Raw genomic sequence first — 19,956 nt, 5'->3', positions numbered from 1 at the left:
ACAAAAACCCAACCACCACTGCATTCAATGAAACACTCATGTCTATTTCAGTGGTTAAAATTATTTGCTACCGATTGCATGGAATGATTGATGACAACGCCTTATATACTGAATATCTCAAGTGAACCACATCGCCTTGAACTACAACTGCTTTCTCCTTTGCCAGACGGACGTAATGAGTTGCATTGGCAACGTGATCTGGGTGAATTACAGCGTGAAAGCAATATCAGCCTAGCCGAATTTTATAACGATGATGAGTTTGTCGTCGCAACGACAACTGGACGGATTCATAAAGGTTCTATTCAGGGTGATTTGACTCTAGTAACCACTTTACCTGTAATGGGTATTCACGGCGGCAAAGGTTGGCTAGATAAAACGAAACAAGAGTTCTGGTATGCCGCTGCAGCAAAAATAGACGATGAGCAGGGCGACCGATTGTATGGTTGGAACCTAAAAAATTGGCAACTTATTGCGCAAGTTCAATTGCCAGAATATCTTGATATACAGCAACTGCATCGCCGTCGTGATGGCAGCTTTTTGTTCTATCAAGAATGCAGCGACAAACTACACAAAAGAACACAAGGATTTTGGGTTATTAACCCTGTCACTGGAGAAGCTAACCATCACCTCCTCGACTCCCTCCCTGCGGCGGGAATGTATCAAACTCGCAATATGCTTGCGCTCTGTCCTGAGCGCGATATTGCCCTGCTTCCTTTCTTCGACACACTGCCATGCCAAGAAAATAAAGGGGATCTCCAACTGGGTTTTCAGTTGCAACTGGTCGATTTAAACAACTTTAATACACTGTGGATTAAAACTGTTCGTTGGTTTGGCAATGACACTGAGCAGATACTGGATGATGAAGTACGTCAAACTCTCCAAGATTATTATGCTGACGAGGAGCTCGATGATGATGACGTAGAGGATGCCCTTGAAGAATGGGTGGAAACGCTGAAAGGCATTCGCTTTAGTGATCAAGAGGATGCGTGCTGGTCGTGCTGGACTGATGGCACTTTACGTAAGCTTTATTTTAGTCCTCGCCAACAAGATTATCAGTTGATCGGCATGTCTCCCCTAGTCATGCCGACGCAAGAAAGTGAGGAGTCTGAACAACCAAATCCGCTCAATCAAGTGGCGTTTAACCAATATAATTATCACTTACAGCTGTTAAACCATCATCAATTAGCTGTCATCAACTGTGATATCAAGATTGTTGATATTGCTGAAGTTAAACCTAGCGATAACGAGCTGGCACAACAAACTGTCACCTATCAAAAAGCGAAACAAGCTGAAGTAGAGATGAGTGATGCATTCAGAATGTCCTATACCCGTGATGGCATTAACGTCATTGAAATTGACTATCTCGCCTTGCCCGAGTGCGTGTTAGAGGGGCTTCAAGAAATGCAACAACGAACCGCTTGCTTAGAAGATCACGTCAAAGGTATTCGTCTTGAGTGGCTGATTGAAGATCAAGATGGTAGCCAGCGCTCAGAAGCTGATTTTTGCGCTATGGCGATAAAACTCTCAGGTGCGGCTAACATGATGGGGCAAATAATCGAGAATTTCTGCGCTTATCCGTACGCATCCACATTAATAAGTAGTGAAAATAAAGCCGCGCTATCTGATATGGTTTTGAGTTTAGCGGCGCATAACATCCGCTATTTACCATTAGTGAACCGATATTTAAACATCATTGATATTGCTCAGTTTGGCCGCTTCCATACTCAACACACACTACCGTTAATTGAACAGCTATATGGACAGAGCCTACGACACAAGTTCAAATATCATAATTTTATCAAAAGCTTACCTACAGACTTACCTGTCATCTAACCGATAAATAAGTCATCTGTAGGCCTAACGAACGCGATAAATGAATGCACTCAAGCAGTGCATTCATTTGAAGTTCAATTACATACGTTTGAGCATATTCAATGTAATCTTGGCTGAGTTATCGGCCGTCGCTTTTTTCAAATCGCTGTAAACCACTTCGGCTGAGCCATCCGCTTTATCGGAGATGGTACGAATGACCACGTAAGGAACGTTAAACGCATCCGCCACCTGCCCCAACGCAGCACCTTCCATCTCTACTGCCATGGCATTAAATTCTTTGTAAATCCCTGTCACAATCTCTTTGTTAGCTATGAACTGGTCACCCGAAGCAATAATACCTTGATAGACACTCTCTTTACCTAACACGTCTACCGCTGCATCAAACGCATATTTTTGTAGGTTTTTATCCGCGTAGAACAGGCGGTCTTCATACTCTGGCAACTCACCTTTAGGCTTGCCAAACATGGTTAAGTCGACATCGTGCTGCACAAGGCTGGTTGAGATCACGACATCAAGCGGATCAAGTTTTGGCTCGCTTGCACCTGCAATGCCGGTAAAAATCAGTTGCTCAACACCAAACGATTGAATGAGCAAGGTGGTGGTCATCGCCGCGTTGACTTTGCCAACTCCAGATTTAGTCACAATGACCTCTTTACCTTCGATTTCTCCGGTATAAAAAGTATGGCTACCAATCTGTTTTACTTGTTGATTTTCAATTTTTGGCAATAGCGCTTCTACTTCAACATCCATAGCGCCAACAATACCAATGGTTGATGCCGCCGAAGGCAATGCGCAAACAGCAAGCATTGCGGCCAATGATTTCTTAAACATACTGATCCTGAACATATAATACGCATCACCAAACTGTGATGCGGCGCGGAGTATACCTTGGTAAACGACAAAAGCAATCGTTTGCGCAAATAACCAATCTCACTGAGTAAGAATCAATTACATATCGCTTGCCACGTTTAATGACGGTCATCAATTCAGGATTGAGGACGGATAGATGATCAAAGTCTCAAACCCTACAAGCAATGCTGGAAAGCAATGTCGATATCCGCTAAATAAGCCTTCAATTAAGTTACACCTACAAAACAGATGGCTATTAACGAATCGTTAATGAACAATCACTTGCGAGATCTGATCGCCACCAGTTATTGCCTACATCGCATCCAAGGATCTGCATGCATTTTTATCAAGCAATCATAACGACTGCCGCGCTGACCAGCGCCTCTTTAACCAGCGTTAGCGCGCAGGCCTCACAAAACATCTCATCTTTGATGATAGAAATCCGTCAACAAGATGGAATGAGCTTCTACTACAGTATCGCCAACGGAATGACATTAAACGGCGACGTCACGATTGTCCGAGATAACCAAGGCTACACCGTAGGCCAATTTTCCCAAGGTGTGCCCAATGGTCGCTGGCAGGTATTTCTACCTAATAACCAAAAACTGCTGGATGGGCAATATGTGCAAGGTTATCAAGATGGTCAATGGCAGTTGTTTGATAGCAGTGGCAACCTAAGTGAAAAGCAGCACTACCGTCAAGGGGTGCCCGATGGCGTTTGGGAGCAATACAATCTTCAAGGTACTATCGATCAAACAACCCTCTATAAAGAGGGGCAAAAAGTACAAGTAGAACGTTTTTTTACCAGTGGTAAACGACAAGCAATAGAAACCTATTTGGATAATCTTCGCCACGGCGTGTGGGAAACCTACCATGAAAACGGTACGGTCGCCTTACGTCAAGAGTACGCCAACAACCATCTTTCAGGCCGTTACCTTGAGCAAAATAGCGCCGGGAAAATTATCGTTGAAGGCGAATACAATACCCAAGGCGAACGACAAGGGGCTTGGCGAAGCTTCTATGATGACGGCACTCCGAATAGTGAAATTCATTTTGAAGCTGGCATACACAACGGCAAAGCACTCTCCTACTTTCCTAATGGACAACTTGCTCAGCAGGCAACCTATAAGAACAACCACCTGGATGGCGAATCACTACGCTATCACGAAAACGGTCACCTCTATGAAAAAGAGCACTACCAAGATGGACAGCTTGATGGTCTACAAGTTATCTATAATGCGGATCAGGTGGTTATCGCTGAGAGCAATTTCAAACTGGGCACACTGGCCGGGGAACAAAAGAGCTATTTTGACGACGGAAAGCTAAAACAACTGACAAATTACCACACCACCATACTGGCCGATAACGGTCAATATCCACTCCACGGCATTCAAGAGCAGTATGATTCTGAAGGCCGATTGGTGGAAAAAGGCAATTTCAAGCAAGGTGTTAAAGATGGTTTATTCACTCGCTATCGCCAAGGAGAAATGGAGAGTGAGGAAAACTGGCTCGCAGGTGAACGCCACGGTAAGCAAACTCGCTACTATGCGACCGATAAACTGCGCAGCATTGATCATTACGAACACGGTAAACAGACTGGTCGCTCTGAAAGCTACTTTGCCGACGGTACGCTGAAAGAGCGCGGTACGCGTCTCAATAGTGTTTGGATAGGCAAATATGAATCTTTCTATGAAACAGGCTTGCCACGTGAAGTGATTCACTATGCTTCAACGGTCGATGAGAACACCTATCGAGCGAAATTTCATGGTCATTATGCTCGCTGGTTTGGCAACGGAGACCCGAGTGAAACCGGTGAATACATTGAAGGCAAAAAAACTGGCGAATGGCTGGCGTACAATCAAGGGCTAGTAACTCGTAAACAAACCTACCTAGACGGCAAGTTAAATGGCGAATACGCCGAGTATTATAACGGCCGCCGCCGCGTGACCGGTCTCTATCAAGACAATATGAAAACCGGCGTCTGGACAGGCTATCGCTACCAAGAAAGCGATCCTACCTTTGGCACTATCGCGGAAGGCAATATTCTCCGTACCAGTGAATATGCCAACAATAAGTTACACGGAAAACGTGAGTATTTTGACTTTAAACAGCTCCGTTATCGTAGTGAAAGTTACGTAAAAGGCGTTCAAACCGGACCTTACGCGGAATACTATGTCGCCAATGGCCAATTAAAGCGCCAAGGCGAAATGATTAAAAATGTACAAACTGGCCTGTGGCAAGGTTGGTTTGAAGACGGCATGCAATCATTTAGTAGTGAATTATTAGCCGGCCAGCGACATGGTGAACATCGTGAGTATTACGCTAATGGTCAACTCAAACAGCACGCTCAATTTGAGAAAGGCAAACTCAACGGCCTGCTTACTCAGTATTACCAAACGGGCAAACAAGAATACCAAGAGCAATGGTTAAAAGGACAAAAAGAAGGCGAAGCGAGCTACTTTCATACCAACGGAAAACTGGCAGAAAAAGGCCGTTATCTACGTGAACGCAAAGAAGGACTTTGGCTCAGCTATTGGCCAAATGGTGAAAAACGCAGTGAAGGCAGCTACATCAGTAACCGACAATCTGGAGATTGGGTTTATTACGATCAATTCGGCAAGTTAATCAAAACCGAGCACCACTAAACGATTTTTGTGGTGGTTGATCCGGTAATCAATGAATAAAAAAGAGCTCTCATCGAGCTCTTTTTGTTTTCTCTCGTCAAACGTAATCGCTAGAACTGAACTTTATCGGCATCAAAATAATAGCGTGACGTTGCGATATCCATTCCCCCGGTTACCGGTAAGCAAACCCCAGTAATAAAGCTCGCTTTATCACTGGCTAAAAAACTCACGGCATTAGCGATATCATCCGGCTCACCCATGCGTTTAATCGGTTGTGTGGCGAGGAAGTGATCAATGTACTCGGTGGTGAGATTTTTCTTTACCGCATCGGTCGCAATCATACCCGGCAATACCGCATTGCAGCGAATACCAAAACTCGCATATTGAATCGCGATTTGCCGCGTCATGTGATTAATCGCGTTTTTCGAAGTACCGTAAGCAATACTCGACATTTCAGCGCTTAATGAAGAGAGCGAAGAGATATTAACAATCGCACCGCCCCCCTGCTTCACCATGGTTGGGATCACGGCTTTTGAAGGAATAAACACGCTGTTGATATTGGCGAGAATGTTCTTCTCCCAGCTGATCACTTCGGTATGTGCTAAATCCCTATCTTGGCGCAAATCAACACCACCAAAGTTATTGATCAAAACATCAATTCTCCCCTCTTGTTCGAGAATAGAATCAATTAAGCTCGCGTAAGTATCATTCTCAAAAGCATTAAAAAATACTCCAACCGCACGCCCACTTTCACCATCATTACGACTGCGCGTATTGATTTCACGCGCTGTTGCACTGGCTAAATCTAAATCCCAGTCTGCAACATAAACCTTGGCACCTTTCGCGGCTAAAAGCAGACTACAAGCACGGCCTATGCCTTGTGCTCCTGCCAATACCAAAGCAATTTTATTGTCGAATTCATTTTGGTTTTGATTATTATTGATCACTGATGACATACAAATTCCTCACTCAATATCGTTGAGCCATAATTGGTCGATTATGTGCTAGCAACGAGGCTACATATTCATTCCCATGCCTGCATTGGCGCTTTTACCTAAGCGGTAATACCAAATAGAAAGCGGGATAAAAATCAAATTCATGATGGTGGTAAAGTTCCAACCAAATCCGTCTTGATTGATGGTGCGTAAGCCTTGCGCCGTTGCATCAATATTAAGCCCATTAAAAATGAGATCGACACACAGCCCGGTAAATAGAATCGCAACAAACAGTAAGCCTACCATCCATCTTGCTGGTCGTTGACCATAGTATTTTTGGTAAACTCGCATCATTGGAATGGTTAAAACATCGGCGAGAATAAACCCAATTACGCCCCCAAATGAGATACCGCCATGCCAGAGTGCAGCCGCTAGCAGCAAATTACCGACCGAACAAACATAGGCAATCACCGCGACAAAAATACCGATAATCACATCAAGGAAGGAATGTAACCACACCGGTAAATTAACGTCATTACTAATAAATAGCATGCGCCAACCTTCTATCGGTACTATCGCAATTAACAGGGATGACACCACAACACCAATCAGGATCTCTTTGCCAATCATCGACAAATCCATTTGGAAAAAGCCTGCTGATTTGGTGATTTTTTCCATCATGGGAGACGCCGCAGCTTGTGGTTCCATGTGCATCTCTTTCTTCGGCATCGAATGCATATCCATACCGCAGTCACTTTCTTCATGCTTCATCGATGACATGTCCATGCCGCAGTCGCTTTCTTCATGCTTCATCGAAGACATATCCATGCCGCAGTCTGCCATTGCGGATTTTTTCGGTTGCTCTGCTGCGATATGTTGGCGTAACTCGGTCTCAACCTCTTTCGGATAGAAGCGCTGAAAAAGAACGGCGACTGTCACGATCAAAATAAGTCCACCCAGCACTTCGCCCCATAGGAATGTCCAGCCTAATAAAGCCACCAGCACGATAAACATTTCAACAATCAAATTAGTGCTCGCGACCAAAAATGCCGTCGCATTGGCTAAAGTCGATTTTTTACTCAATAAGGTATGTGATAGAGAAGCTGCAGCATAGGAGCAGGATGAGGAGACCATGCCAAGTACTGTCGAATACGAAAGGCTTTTTAGATTCGTTTTACCAAGATGTTTCGCCACCGTTTCAACGGGCAAAAGGTGACGAATAAATGAAGATAGCATTAGGCCAAATGCCAGCGGCCAAAAGATTTGCCACACCATATTGCTAAACACAGAAACAATATGGAAAAGAAGATTACCGCCATCACTTTGCATAAGTGACTCCTTGCTAGGACGATTAAATGCTCTCTAAGCATAGTACGCCTATCAAAAAGCTTTGTGCCTTACTGAAAACTCAATCTATAAATGCAAATTTAGAGTGCCATTGACGTCGGATGAACTTTACTGTGCAAAATGCAATAAACGTCATACTTGGACTTATGAATACTCGATGCATCGGTATTCATCGCTTCATTTTTCATTTGCACATGCACATGCACATGCACACAAAAATGTCACGATTCACTCACACTATCTCCACCGGAAGCTACATATAAGTCATGATTATTATATAGTTAGTCAATAATTCAACACTAATGCATTCATGCTACGTCAGCTATTATTTTTATGGACCAATCCGATTGTGATCGCAATCTACTCACGATCAAAAATGCCGTTCATATCAAAGATGGATTTCGCTGACTAAATAAGGAATATTTTAATGAGAGCGCATTTATTACTTCTCGCGACACTCGGTATGATTCAAGGTTGTAGCGAAGAGCCGCCAATCGATAGTAACGTCAATTCTATTCGTCCTGTAAAACTGTTTAATGTCACTGAGCAACAAGCGAATGTTACCGCTTCCTTTCCCGGTATTATTCAAAGTAAAAATCTCAAAGAAATCAGCTTCACGACAACCGGAAGAGTAACCGAATTCCCAATCAAAGAAGCCATGCTTGTAAAAGCAGGCGATGTTATTGCTAGACTAGACCAACGTGAACTTAAAAATGCATTGAGTAAAGCCAAGTCTCAATATCAAATCGCTTCTGATGAGTACCAAAGAATTGCAAAACTCGCAAAAACAGGCGCGGTATCAAAAAGCTCATTACAAGCGAAACAAACGGAACGTGATTTAGCGCGCGTACAACTCGATAGTGCTCAGCAAGCACTAAATGATTCCACCCTTTTTGCCCCGATTGACGGAATCATCGCACAAACCTTTATTGAAAAAGACCAAGTGATTTCCAGCGGGCAAACGGTAGCGATACTGATTGGTGAAGGCGAACTCGAAGCCTCAATCGACGTCCCTGGAAAGTTCCTAGCTCTATTGCATCAAAATTCAATGATTGAAGGGCAGCCATCACAAAGTTGGATATCTCTTGATTCCCTTCCCTCGCAACGTTTTCCTGCGGAGTTTAAAGAAGCAACGCTTGTGGCAGATCCAACCACTCAAACTTACGGCCTGACGTTTGCTTTCAAGGCAACAACGGACATTCTTATTCTGCCCGGCATGACTGTTTCTGTGGATATTACTGTCACCGGAAATGAGTCAATACAGTACCTCAGCATCCCAATCGATGCCGTCGGTAGTGACAGTGAAGGCACTTTTGTATGGTTGGTAGATACAGATTCTATGATGGTCTCCAAACAACACGTTACCTTAAAAGAGCAAATTGGTGAGTCTATTGCCGTGCTTGAAGGACTGAGCAAAGGCGATACCATCGTGAGTGCTGGTGTAAGCCAACTTTCTGAAGGCATTACAGTTAGAGAATGGAAATAAACGGCAGCCACGTTAGACAAGCAGGTAACTAATATGAACATTGCAGAGTTCACGATAAAAAAGACGATACTCAGTATTATCGTCATTTTTATCACGTTATTAGGCGGTTGGAACGCCTATCAAAACATGGCGCGATTTGAAGATCCTGAATTTACTATTCGCGAAGCGGTCGTTATAACGCAATACCCCGGAGCTTCTCCTCATGAGGTGGCGTTAGAAGTAACTGAGCCATTGGAAAAATCGATTCAACAACTCGCAGAAGTTAAGAAAATTCGCTCGGTTTCAACTCATGGTAAATCTGAAATTACCGTCGAAGTAAAATACGAAGCGTCTAAAACAAGAGCAGACCTTCAGCTGGTATGGAATAAGTTACGCAACAAGGTTAGCGATGCTGAGCGTTCGTTGCCTCCAGGTGCTGGCGAACCTTATGTAGCAGACGATTTTGGTGATGTATTCGGCCTATTGTATTTCCTAACCGGCGAAGGATATGACAATGCAGAATTAAAGAAATACGCAGATTCACTTCAAAGTACCATTTTAAAAGTTGATGGCGTTGCTCGTGTCACTATTGAAGGGGCGAAGAAAGAAGTCATTTACGTTGAGCTTTCTCGTAGTGATATCAAGCGGTTGGGACTCTCTTTCAATAACGTTCTTAACGTTCTATCACAACAAAATGCCATGGCTTCTGCCGGTAACGTAAAAGTAGGCACTAAGCGGCTGTTTATTGACCCTACAGATGCGATCGATTCTGTTGATGCCATTAAGAATTTATTGGTTGCAGCAGAGCCGAATGGCAAGTTGGTCTACCTTAAAGATATTGCGCACATTTATCGCGGCTATCAAGAGCCGGATGAGAAAATCTACAACTACAATGGTCAACCAGCGCTTGCGATTGGTATCTCCGGAGTTTTAGGCAGCAATATTGTCAAGATTGGTGCAGGGATAGATCAAGCAATTGATGACAATTTAAACCTTCGCCCGCTCGGCATGGAACTACACGAGTTTTATCACCAATCAAAGATTGTTGATGCTTCTGTACAAAATTTCGTTCTTAACGTCGCCGCGGCGTTAGCCATTGTGATCATCACCTTGTTCATTTTTATGGGTATGAAATCAGCAACGGTCATTGGCGCAATTCTATTACTGACAATATCTGCCACCTTAGCAACCATGAACTATGTTTCTATTCCGATGCACCGCATCTCTTTAGGTGCATTAATCATTGCGTTAGGGATGATGGTGGACAACGCCATTGTCGTGACTGAAGGGATTCTCGTTGGCATCAAAAATGGTTTCTCGAAACTCGCCATTGCGAAGAAAATTGTTGAACGTTCGATATGGCCACTACTTGGCGGCACATTAGTTGGCATCATAGCCTTTGCCCCTATTGGTTTCGCTCCAGGCTCAACGGCGGAATACACCGGGCATTTATTTTGGGTTATTTTAATTTCTCTGCTTTATAGCTGGGTATTTGCCATTACGCTAACGCCCCTATTTTGTTACTGGCTGTTCAAAGAGCCTACAGAAAACACATCAGCTAACACTCAACCAGAGGGGCGTTTTAGCCAAGGCTATAAGTCTGTTCTAGTCTACTCGCTGAAAAAACGTACTCAAGTGATTGGTTGTATTGTCGCATTGTTTGCCATTTCGGTATGGGGTTTTAGCTTTGTAAAACCGGGCTTCTTCCCAGCCTCAACCACACCACTGTTTGTGGTTGATTATTGGCTACCGGAAGGCACCGATATTACCGAAACAAAAGCGGATATTGCCAAGCTTAATCAATTTGTTGCCACGCTCGAGGGTGTTGAAGAAATACAATCCTCAGTCGGAGGTGGTGCTCCACGCTTTATGCTGGTTTACGCTCCTCAGTCAGCCAACTCATCTTATGGCCAATTACTGGTAAAAACAGGCAGTGATAAACAAATTGATGCTCTTCTACCGCAAATTCAACACTACATCGATGAACAATTTACCGATGCACAAGGTAAGGTTTGGAAATTTGTACTTGGTCCTGGCGGTGGCTCTAAGATCCAAGCAAAATTCACCGGCCCAGATCCTAAGGTACTCAGAACAATAGCTGAAGAAGCAAAGCAAATTATGGTTAATGATGGGCAAGCACTTTCCATCAAAGATAATTGGCGCGAGCCTGTGCCAGTAATTGAGCCGATTTATGCTGAAAAAGCAGCGCAACGCATTGGGGTTTCTCGCGAAGACTTAGCCACCGCGCTCGAACGTAATTTTTCAGGTCAAAGCGTTGGGGCGTATCGTGAAGGCGACGAATTGATCCCGATCATTACACGTGCAACCGAAAATGAGCGAACCCGCATTGACGACATTCGCAACGTATTAGTGGTCAGCTCAATCACTGGTGAAAGCATTCCGATTGACCAAGTTGTTGACGGCTACAAAACCGTTTGGCGTGATGGCTTAGTTCGCCGAGTAAATCGAGATTGGGAGTTAATCGTTCAAGCTGATCCGATCCCGGGAGTGTTGACATCGGATGTATTTAATCGCGTACGTCCGCACATCGAATCAATCGATTTACCTGATGGCTACTCACTCGATTGGGGAGGCGAATATGGCGATTCTAAAGAATCCAACGAAAACCTTGCATCGACAATTCCACTTGGATTCCTTGCTATGGTGCTAGTGGTATTTGTCTTATTTGGTACCGTGCGTCAACCTGTGGTTATTTGGCTGGTGGTGCCGCTCGCCATTGTTGGCGTTGTCGCAGGACTATTACTCACCCAGACACCAATGGAGTTTATGGCTATTCTTGGCCTGTTGTCTTTGTCTGGTTTGTTGATTAAGAATGCGATTGTGTTAGTTGACCAAATAGATCTCGAAATATCAGAAGGTAAAGCAAGGTTCGATGCGGTAGTAGACGCGTCAGCAAGCCGTGTAAGACCAGTATTGATGGGAGCATTAACCACTGTCTTGGGCGTTATACCGCTCTATTTTGATGCGTTTTTCAAATCAATGTCTGTCGTATTGGTGTTTGGACTCACATTCGCCACCTTGCTTACACTCATCATTGTACCGCTGCTCTATTCTGTATTTTTCAAGATTCAAGCGACTGAAACTCAAGAGCGTTGATACTAATATTTGAATCTTAAACGAGGATAAAAAAGAGCCAGCAATATTGCTGGCTCTCTTATTTTCCTTACTTCTGCATGCGCTTTTTCAAACGAGCCAGTTCAATGGCGTTTGAGCGAACAGTTAGCTTAATATGATCATATTCATACTCTTCTTTAATCACACTCATGCTGGTGCGGATTTCACCAATAATACCTTGAGTGTCATATTGAATAATGAATTCTTCTTCGATCATATCTTGCTGCGAAGAATCAACAATGTATTGGTGCAGCTTCGCCACATCAAGCGGATTGCGCGTCGAGGTCATCATCGCATCAGGAAATTCTTCCATTAGCGCAGCTTGCTGTTCCTCGCTCAATTGGTCCGATTTATTTAAGACCAACAGCTTTTTAATATCATCAACACCCACTTCACCGAGAACTTCATGCACCACATCAAGTTGTGTGCGGAAGGTGGCATCCGAGGCATCAACCACATAAAGCAGTAATGATGCGTCATGCGCCTCTGCAAGCGTCGAGTGGAATGAAGCCACTAAGTCATGGGGTAGCTTTTTAATAAAGCCAACCGTATCTGAAACCAGAATACGTGGTTGAGTTGTTGGGTACAGCGCGCGTACCGTGGTATCGAGCGTGGCAAACAGTTTATTTTCCACCAGCACTTCACTGCCCGTCAATGCGCGCATCATCGAAGATTTACCCGCGTTGGTGTAACCAACCAGAGCAACACTGAATAGCTCTGAGCGTTGAGAACGACGGTTTTTCAACTCATGTTGTACACTGACCAACTCGCGTCTGAGTTCTGCGATTTGATCACGGACTTTACGACGATCGAGTTCCAGCGTGGTTTCACCAGCACCTTTACCCATTTGGCGTTCTTTGTTACCGCTGGTCGATTCACGTAGGCGCGGTGCTAAATAGTTCAGGCGGGCAATTTCAACCTGTAGACGAGCAGTACGCGTACGCGCATGGCGGCTAAAGATCTCAATGATGATGCCAGTGCGGTCAAACACTTCAACACCCAACTGGTTTTCAACATTACGCAATTGCGAAGGGCTCAAATCACAATCAAACACCACCACATCCGCACAATACAACGGCAGATTTTCTGATGGCAAATCGTCAAAGCGCATTTCATCATAAATTGGCGCATCAAACGCCATATCACCAAACGCCTCATCATCGAACAGATCTTCGGTGTCGAGATCTTCTTCCATCTCGCCTCGGTTCCCCGTCAAGCGAGCGATCTCCGCCATTTTGCCTACACCTAACACATTTTGTTTTTGAGTTGAGGCAAGGTTTTGTGACTGAGTGCCCACTACGTTAAAGCCTAATGTCGTCACAAGGCGGGCTAATTCAGCGAGAGATTCTTTCGCCTCTACCCCTTTAAATTGCGGTGTGCAGATGGAAATAAGTAAGGCGTTATTCTGTAATGGTTTGGCGGTTAGCTGCATAATTCTTTATGTTCGCGCACGGTTGTGCGACCTGCGTCTTTGTCGATAATTGTCGCCGATCCTACGTTGTTATCGCCTCTCTTTATAGGAAAATAAAAAACTAATTGAAGAATAAATTGGTTCTCTAGGTAACCCACTGAATAAAAAGAGTTAATCATTGGCAAGTTGAGACACCGCTTGAAAGCAACACTTGGCTATCTTCGCGATAAGCAGCTCAATCACTACAGGTCCCCCTGATCTCATCAAACCAGCAACTCATCTATAGCGAGATAATCGTTAGCTCTGCATTCCTCAATAGAAAAAGAAAATATTCGTTAATTTTTCTAATGAAAGTGTTGACAGTAAATTTCCGGAAGCATATATTGATTACACGAACTGCCAGATGGAGTTTGTAGACAGCTTGATTCGCCTTATAGAGGGAATAACAAGTTGTCAGTTTGGAAGTGATGCTTTACCCATCATTGATGTGTTTGTGCTTTAGCTTCTGATTATTCACTGTTGAACCGTATGTCTATTAAGCCAAATGAGGCTTAGGAATATGGCTTCAATTTCATCGCAAAATGCGGTGAGAACTATTGCTTATTATTGAAGGATAGTATTATGCGTAATGTAGATATTTCTCCCCTATACCGCCATGCCATTGGTTTTGATCGTCTGTTTAACCTTGTAGAAAACAGTGCGAAAAAACCATCTCAAACTGGTTACCCACCATACAACATCGAACAGAAAGATGAGCACAACTACCGTATTACTATGGCTGTTGCTGGTTTCTCTGAAGATGCGTTAACACTGACTCAAAACGAAAATATGCTGATTGTTTCCGGCGAAATCAAAGCGTCCGAGACAAAGCCAACTTACGTTTATCAAGGTATTGCTGAACGCAACTTTGAACGAAAATTCCAACTGGCTGATTACGTTACTGTATCAGCAGCAAGTATGGAAAATGGTTTGCTACATATTGATCTTGTACGTGAAGTACCAGAAGCAATGCAACCACGTAAGATCGCAATCAACAAGTAGTTATTTATAAGTGAACACTTGTAGAACATAAATCAGTATTGCCGTTAAACACCATGCGACAAAGCGTAAAAGATATCGCTTTAACCCTGGCTAAGATGGGCTCATACCCTAGTCAAATTGGTCGCATACGATGACGTATGCCACCTGTTTATCGGCACTATTGACAACAGTATATTCCATTGAGAATGAGCATAGTGATAGCAAAAATGCATTCTATGTTCTTATAAAATCAACATTCGAATTTAGCTAATTTGCATTAATATAACTAATGCAAATTACAGAGGTAATTATTATGGGTAAAATCATTGGTATCGACTTAGGTACAACTAACTCTTGTGTTTCTGTTTTAGATGGCGACAAACCACGCGTAATTGAAAACGCGGAAGGTGAACGCACCACAGCTTCCGTTGTGGCCTACACAGATGGGGAAACATTGGTCGGCCAACCGGCAAAACGCCAAGCGGTAACCAACCCAACCAACACGCTATTTGCAATTAAGCGTTTGATTGGTCGTCGTTTTGAAGACAAAGAAGTTCAGCGTGACATCGAAATCATGCCTTACAAAATCGTTAAGGCTGACAATGGTGATGCTTGGGTAGAAGCGAAAGGCCAAAAAATGGCAGCACCTCAAGTTTCAGCTGAAATTCTGAAAAAAATGAAGAAAACGGCAGAAGATTTCCTTGGTGAAGAAGTCACTGGCGCTGTTATTACGGTTCCGGCTTACTTTAACGACGCTCAACGTCAAGCAACCAAAGACGCTGGTCGTATCGCAGGTCTGGAAGTAAAACGTATCATCAACGAACCAACAGCAGCAGCGTTGGCATACGGCCTAGATAAAAAAGGCGGCGATCGCACTATCGCGGTTTACGACTTAGGTGGTGGTACTTTTGATATCTCGATCATCGAAATCGACCAAGTTGAAGGCGAGCAAACCTTTGAAGTTCTTGCAACTAACGGTGATACACACCTTGGTGGTGAAGACTTTGATAACCGCTTAATCAACTACTTAGTCGATGAGTTCAAAAAAGAACAAGGTATCGACCTGAAAGTTGACCCATTGGCGATGCAACGTGTAAAAGAAGCAGCAGAAAAAGCAAAAATCGAGCTTTCTTCTACTACACAAACGGATGTTAACTTGCCATACGTAACGGCTGACGCAACTGGTCCTAAGCACATGAACGTCAAAGTGACTCGTGCGAAATTGGAATCGTTAGTGGAAGATCTTGTCCAGCGTTCTATTGAACCACTTAAAGTGGCTCTGGCAGATGCGAAACTATCAGTAAGCGACATCACCGATGTGATTTTGGTCGGTGGTCAAACACGTATGCCAATGGTACAAGCGAAAGTTGCGGAGTTCTTTGGTAAAGAAGCACGCCGTGATGTTAACCCTGACGAAGCAGTTGCGATGGGTGCAGCCGTTCAAGGTGGTGTGCTAGCGGGTGAAGTAAAAGATGTGTTGCTATTGGATGTTACCCCACTCTCTCTCGGTATCGAGACGATGGGCGGTGTAATGACCAAATTGGTTGAGAAAAACACCACTATTCCAACCAAGGCGAACCAAACGTTCTCAACCGCAGAAGATAACCAAAGTGCAGTAACGATTCACGTTCTGCAAGGTGAGCGTAAACAAGCGACTTTCAACAAGTCTCTTGGTCAGTTCAACCTTGAAGGTATTCAGCCTGCACCACGTGGTATGGCGCAAATTGAAGTGACTTTCGACCTAGATGCTGATGGTATCTTGAATGTCTCTGCTAAGGATAAAACCACCGGCAAAGAACAGAAAATCACTATCCAAGCGTCAGGCGGTTTGAGCGATGCTGAGATTGAGAAAATGGTACAAGAAGCGGAAGCAAACAAAGACGCGGACAAAAAGTTCGAAGAGTTAGCCACCGCACGTAACCAAGCGGATCAGATGATTCACGGTACTCGTAAACAAATCGAAGAAGTGGGTGAAGCTCTGCCAGCTGAAGAGAAAGCAAAAATTGAAGTAGCAATCAATGAGGTTGAAGTGGCTCGTAAGGGCGATGACAAAGAAGCGATTGATACCAAGGTTCAAGCTCTCGCAGCAGCGGCGCAAAAACTGATGGAGATTGCTCAACAGCAAGCTCAAGCGCAACAAGCTCAAGGCAATGACTCACAATCGAAAGATGATGATGTGGTTGATGCTGAATTTGAAGAAGTGAAATAACGCTTTAGCTCAACTATCTATACCATCTTAGGTGGTTGAGCGATATCATATTAGCAATGGCATTAAGGGCGTAAGAGATTTCTCGTACGCCCTTTTCCAGTTTTAGTCAGGAATAAAGCAAGAGGCTGACATGTCCAAACGAGATTATTACAGCGTGCTAGGCGTCTCTAAAGGAGACGACGTTAAAGATATTAAGAAAGCGTACAAAAAGCTCGCGATGAAATACCACCCAGATAAGAATCCGGGTGATGCAACGGCTGAAGACAAATTCAAAGAAATTAAAGAAGCCTACGAAATTCTGACTGACGCAGATAAACGTCGCCAATACGATCAATTTGGTCATGCCGCTTTTGATGGCAGCCATGGTGGTTTTGGTGGTCAATCTCAACATGGTCACGGCGGTTTTGAAGATATATTTGGCGGTGGCTTTAGACAACAAGGTGGCTTTGGTGGCGGCTTTGGCGGCTTTGAAGACATCTTCAATCAAGGTCGTGGCCGACAAGCGCGCCCACAAAAAGGCCAAGATCGTGAATTTACCTTTACCGTTGATTTTGTCGATGCGGTACAAGGCGCCGAAAAGGTCGTTGAACTGCCAATTAATGGCGAACAGAAGAAAATCAACGTTAAGATCCCAGCGGGCATCAAAGACGGTGAAAAAATTCGCTTCGGCGGCAAAGGTGGCCCAGGTATCAACGGCGGTCCAGCCGGTGATTTACTGCTGGTAATTGCCACCCGTTCACACGCGTTTCTAAAGCGCGATGAAGATAACCTTATCTGCACTAACCATGTTGATATGATCACCGCAGCATTGGGTGGTGAGACTGAAGTGAATGTGTTGGATAGCCGTTTTAAACTGAAAATCCCAGCGGGTACACAAAGTGGCCGTAAGTTTAAAATCACTGGTAAAGGCGTGACCAACCGTAAAGGCGTGACAGGTGATTTATTGGTGGTCATCCAAGTTGATACCCCAACCAACCTTACCGATGAACAGAAAGCAATTCTAACGCAGTTCCAAGCAACGCTTTGATCTTGCGATTCACCGTTCTGATATGACAAAGCCACCATTACGGTGGCTTTGTTTTTCTCTAACAGCTCATTTCAGTTGTGTTTCTGTTGGGGGGCTTTTATCTAACGTTTAAATCAGATCTTTTTGATAAGGACAGCGGTTCCCATCCCACCGCCAATACAGAGTGAAGCCAGGCCAAATTGAACTTCTCTCTTCTCCATTTCATAAATCAGTGTCGTCAATATACGGCCACCAGATGCGCCAAGTGGATGACCTAGTGCAATCGCACCGCCGTTAACATTGGTCTTATCATCGAACCAATCTAATGGAAGGTCATATTTTTCACTTAGGCCGTGCATCACACCTAAAGCTTGCGCGGCAAACGCTTCATTGAGCTCTAGCAACTGCACATCAGCTAGCGTCATGTTCGCTCTTTCCAAGGCTTGTTCAATTGCCGGTACAGGCCCTAACCCCATAAAGGCAGGATCTAAACCACCCTGACCGTAACTGACAATTTCAGCCAGTGGTTTTAAGCCATGTTCTTTGACCGCTTTTTCAGAGGCGACGACAAACGCAACCCCACCGTCATTGATACCCGAAGCATTACCCGCCGTGACAGAACCCTCTTTCTTAAAGGCAGGTCTGAGCTTGCCAAGGCTCTCAAGTGATGCGTCTGCGCGTGGGTATTCATCTTGCGTAAACAGTGAGGTGGTGCGGCGCTGATGCACTTCCACTGGCACGATTTCATCGACAAAACGCCCTTGGTCAATCGCGGCAACGGCGCGTTGCTGGCTACGCAAAGCAAAAGCATCTTGGCTGTCACGATTAATTTGGTATTTTTCAGCGACGTTTTCCGCAGTCATCCCCATGTGATAACTATTGAACGCATCCGTTAAACCATCATGGATCATGGTATCAACCAACTGTTGATTGCCCATTTTGCTGCCGAATCGGTTCTGCGCACTAACCAAATATGGCGTACTTGACATGTTTTCCATGCCAGCCGCCACAACAAGGTCTGCATCGCCTGCTTTGATCTTCGTCGCCGCTTCCATCACGGTTTTCATGCCACTACCGCAAATCATATTGAGCGTATAAGCAGGCACCGAATCTGGCACATCAGCGAATTTTGCAGCCTGACGCCCCGGCCCCATACCTTGGCCTGCGGTTAGCACATTACCGACAATCACTTCATCCAGTAAATCAGGAGAGACCCTCGCTTGTTCTAAAGCCGCCTTGATGGCATGGCCGCCTAATTCAAACGCAGGCACTAATGATAAAGAGCCGCCAAATGCGCCTAAAGCTGTACGTTTTGCACCTACAATATAAACTTTGCTCATCAGTTACTCCTTAGATCACCAAGCCGCCGTCGATTTTTAGTGTTTGCCCAGTAATGAAGCAGGCATTATCACTGGCAAGAAACAACACGCCGTTGGCAATATCTTCTGGCTTGCCCATGCGACCAAGTGGCGTTTTAGTTTTCATGTAATCAAGAACTTTTTCTGGCAAATCGACCGTCATTGGGGTTTCGATAAAGCCCGGAGCGACACAGTTAGCACGCACTTGTGCGCCTTTACGCGAAAACTCTTTCGCCCAACCTTTGGTCATAGCAATCACACCACCTTTGGTTGCGCCATAGTTACTTTGGCCTACGTTGCCATCAGTACCGACAACCGAAGACATGGTGATGATTGAGCCGACACCATTTTCTATCATGCTCGGCGCAACCGCCTGTGTCATATTGAACACGCCTTTAAGATTGACGTTAATCACCATGTCCCAATCGTCTTCGCTCATACGATCAAGTAGATTATCTCGGGTAATACCAGCGTTATTAACCAACACGTCAACTTTGCCATGTTCTTGAATGATCTCTTCAACAAGAGCGTGAATGCCTGCACGTTCACAGACGTTTAGTTGTTTCACGCGCACATTGTCATATTGGCTTTGCAGATCTTCCGCCGCTTGAGCATTCATGTCGCAAGCGTACACCATCGCCGCATTTTGCTTAGCGAATGTTTCTACGATGCAGCGGCCAATTCCTTGAGCGCCACCAGTAACGATACAGATTTTATCAGTAAGCATAGTTTTCACCTTAATCAGGAGGGATGCGAAACTATGT

The 19,956-nt window shown here is 44.5% G+C and carries 13 protein-coding genes; 7 read left to right on the top strand and 6 right to left on the bottom strand.

Annotated elements, in window-relative coordinates; genetic code table 11:
- The first annotated feature begins 90 nt into the window (after nt 1-90).
- The gene (locus RH88_RS08265) at nt 91-1,833 is read left to right on the top strand and encodes a hypothetical protein (RefSeq protein ID WP_005594925.1); all 1,743 of its coding nucleotides are present in this window, start codon (nt 91-93) and stop codon (nt 1,831-1,833) included.
- Between the two features lie 78 nt (nt 1,834-1,911).
- On the opposite strand, the gene RH88_RS08260 is transcribed toward RH88_RS08265, so the two are convergent.
- On the bottom strand, nt 1,912-2,664 hold the full coding sequence (locus RH88_RS08260; protein ID WP_005594924.1) for a 5'-methylthioadenosine/adenosylhomocysteine nucleosidase: 753 nt from the start codon (nt 2,662-2,664) through the stop codon (nt 1,912-1,914).
- Between the two features lie 353 nt (nt 2,665-3,017).
- Here RH88_RS08260 and RH88_RS08255 point away from each other — a divergent pair, with 353 nt between their 5' ends.
- Nucleotides 3,018-5,327 carry a toxin-antitoxin system YwqK family antitoxin gene (locus RH88_RS08255; protein ID WP_005594922.1) on the top strand — a complete coding sequence of 770 codons (2,310 nt, stop codon included), beginning with the start codon at nt 3,018-3,020 and terminating at the stop codon, nt 5,325-5,327.
- A gap of 89 nt (nt 5,328-5,416) precedes the next feature.
- Here RH88_RS08255 and RH88_RS08250 read toward each other — a convergent pair whose 3' ends face one another.
- Together RH88_RS08250 and RH88_RS08245 are read right to left on the bottom strand one after the other, a co-directional pair.
- Nucleotides 5,417-6,262 (bottom strand): SDR family NAD(P)-dependent oxidoreductase, encoded by an 846-nt coding sequence (locus tag RH88_RS08250; protein WP_005594920.1) that lies wholly within the window; start codon nt 6,260-6,262, stop codon nt 5,417-5,419.
- A gap of 60 nt (nt 6,263-6,322) precedes the next feature.
- Entirely contained in the window at nt 6,323-7,570 is a 1,248-nt protein-coding gene (locus tag RH88_RS08245) for a permease (protein ID WP_005594919.1), read from the bottom strand.
- Between the two features lie 445 nt (nt 7,571-8,015).
- Here RH88_RS08245 and RH88_RS08240 point away from each other — a divergent pair, with 445 nt between their 5' ends.
- Together RH88_RS08240 and RH88_RS08235 are read left to right on the top strand one after the other, a co-directional pair.
- Entirely contained in the window at nt 8,016-9,074 is a 1,059-nt protein-coding gene (locus RH88_RS08240) for an efflux RND transporter periplasmic adaptor subunit (protein ID WP_005594917.1), read from the top strand.
- Nucleotides 9,075-9,107: 33 nt separating this feature from the next.
- Nucleotides 9,108-12,170, top strand: a complete 3,063-nt coding sequence (locus RH88_RS08235) for an efflux RND transporter permease subunit (protein ID WP_005594916.1) — start codon at nt 9,108-9,110, stop codon at nt 12,168-12,170.
- A gap of 67 nt (nt 12,171-12,237) precedes the next feature.
- Here the strand turns inward: RH88_RS08235 and hflX are convergent, their stop codons facing one another.
- Nucleotides 12,238-13,620: a GTPase HflX gene (gene hflX, locus RH88_RS08230; RefSeq protein ID WP_005594914.1), complete on the bottom strand. Its 1,383-nt coding sequence runs from the start codon at nt 13,618-13,620 to the stop codon at nt 12,238-12,240.
- A gap of 600 nt (nt 13,621-14,220) precedes the next feature.
- Between hflX and RH88_RS08225 the strand changes: the two genes are divergently transcribed.
- The 3 genes from RH88_RS08225 (at nt 14,221) to RH88_RS08215 (ending at nt 17,855) form a co-directional block, all read left to right on the top strand.
- Nucleotides 14,221-14,640 carry an Hsp20 family protein gene (locus RH88_RS08225; RefSeq protein WP_005594913.1) on the top strand — a complete coding sequence of 140 codons (420 nt, stop codon included), beginning with the start codon at nt 14,221-14,223 and terminating at the stop codon, nt 14,638-14,640.
- A 292-nt stretch (nt 14,641-14,932) separates the two neighbouring features.
- A complete protein-coding gene (dnaK, locus tag RH88_RS08220; protein WP_005594912.1) occupies nt 14,933-16,828 on the top strand; it encodes a molecular chaperone DnaK in 1,896 nt (631 codons plus the stop codon).
- Between the two features lie 130 nt (nt 16,829-16,958).
- A complete protein-coding gene (locus RH88_RS08215; protein WP_005594910.1) occupies nt 16,959-17,855 on the top strand; it encodes a DnaJ C-terminal domain-containing protein in 897 nt (298 codons plus the stop codon).
- A gap of 113 nt (nt 17,856-17,968) precedes the next feature.
- Here RH88_RS08215 and RH88_RS08210 read toward each other — a convergent pair whose 3' ends face one another.
- Both RH88_RS08210 and RH88_RS08205 read right to left on the bottom strand, forming a co-directional pair.
- Nucleotides 17,969-19,174, bottom strand: a complete 1,206-nt coding sequence (locus RH88_RS08210; RefSeq protein ID WP_005594909.1) for an acetyl-CoA C-acetyltransferase — start codon at nt 19,172-19,174, stop codon at nt 17,969-17,971.
- A gap of 10 nt (nt 19,175-19,184) precedes the next feature.
- Nucleotides 19,185-19,919 (bottom strand): beta-ketoacyl-ACP reductase, encoded by a 735-nt coding sequence (locus RH88_RS08205; protein WP_005594908.1) that lies wholly within the window; start codon nt 19,917-19,919, stop codon nt 19,185-19,187.
- Nucleotides 19,920-19,956: the final 37 nt, after the last annotated feature.

Source organism: Vibrio scophthalmi LMG 19158, from assembly GCF_000222585.1.
GTDB lineage: Bacteria > Pseudomonadota > Gammaproteobacteria > Enterobacterales > Vibrionaceae > Vibrio > Vibrio scophthalmi.
This window is presented reverse-complemented; position numbering and strand designations above follow the sequence as displayed.

Excerpts from the sequence above, each read along its gene's own strand:
- RH88_RS08265 (WP_005594925.1), top strand. The coding sequence starts at position 91 with ATGACAACGCCTTATATACTGAATATCTCAAGTGAACCACATCGCCTT.
- RH88_RS08260 (WP_005594924.1), bottom strand. The coding sequence starts at position 2,664 with ATGTTTAAGAAATCATTGGCCGCAATGCTTGCTGTTTGCGCATTGCCT.
- RH88_RS08255 (WP_005594922.1), top strand. The coding sequence starts at position 3,018 with ATGCATTTTTATCAAGCAATCATAACGACTGCCGCGCTGACCAGCGCC.
- RH88_RS08250 (WP_005594920.1), bottom strand. The coding sequence starts at position 6,262 with ATGTCATCAGTGATCAATAATAATCAAAACCAAAATGAATTCGACAAT.
- RH88_RS08245 (WP_005594919.1), bottom strand. The coding sequence starts at position 7,570 with ATGCAAAGTGATGGCGGTAATCTTCTTTTCCATATTGTTTCTGTGTTT.
- RH88_RS08240 (WP_005594917.1), top strand. The coding sequence starts at position 8,016 with ATGAGAGCGCATTTATTACTTCTCGCGACACTCGGTATGATTCAAGGT.
- RH88_RS08235 (WP_005594916.1), top strand. The coding sequence starts at position 9,108 with ATGAACATTGCAGAGTTCACGATAAAAAAGACGATACTCAGTATTATC.
- hflX (WP_005594914.1), bottom strand. The coding sequence starts at position 13,620 with ATGCAGCTAACCGCCAAACCATTACAGAATAACGCCTTACTTATTTCC.
- RH88_RS08225 (WP_005594913.1), top strand. The coding sequence starts at position 14,221 with ATGCGTAATGTAGATATTTCTCCCCTATACCGCCATGCCATTGGTTTT.
- dnaK (WP_005594912.1), top strand. The coding sequence starts at position 14,933 with ATGGGTAAAATCATTGGTATCGACTTAGGTACAACTAACTCTTGTGTT.
- RH88_RS08215 (WP_005594910.1), top strand. The coding sequence starts at position 16,959 with ATGTCCAAACGAGATTATTACAGCGTGCTAGGCGTCTCTAAAGGAGAC.
- RH88_RS08210 (WP_005594909.1), bottom strand. The coding sequence starts at position 19,174 with ATGAGCAAAGTTTATATTGTAGGTGCAAAACGTACAGCTTTAGGCGCA.
- RH88_RS08205 (WP_005594908.1), bottom strand. The coding sequence starts at position 19,919 with ATGCTTACTGATAAAATCTGTATCGTTACTGGTGGCGCTCAAGGAATT.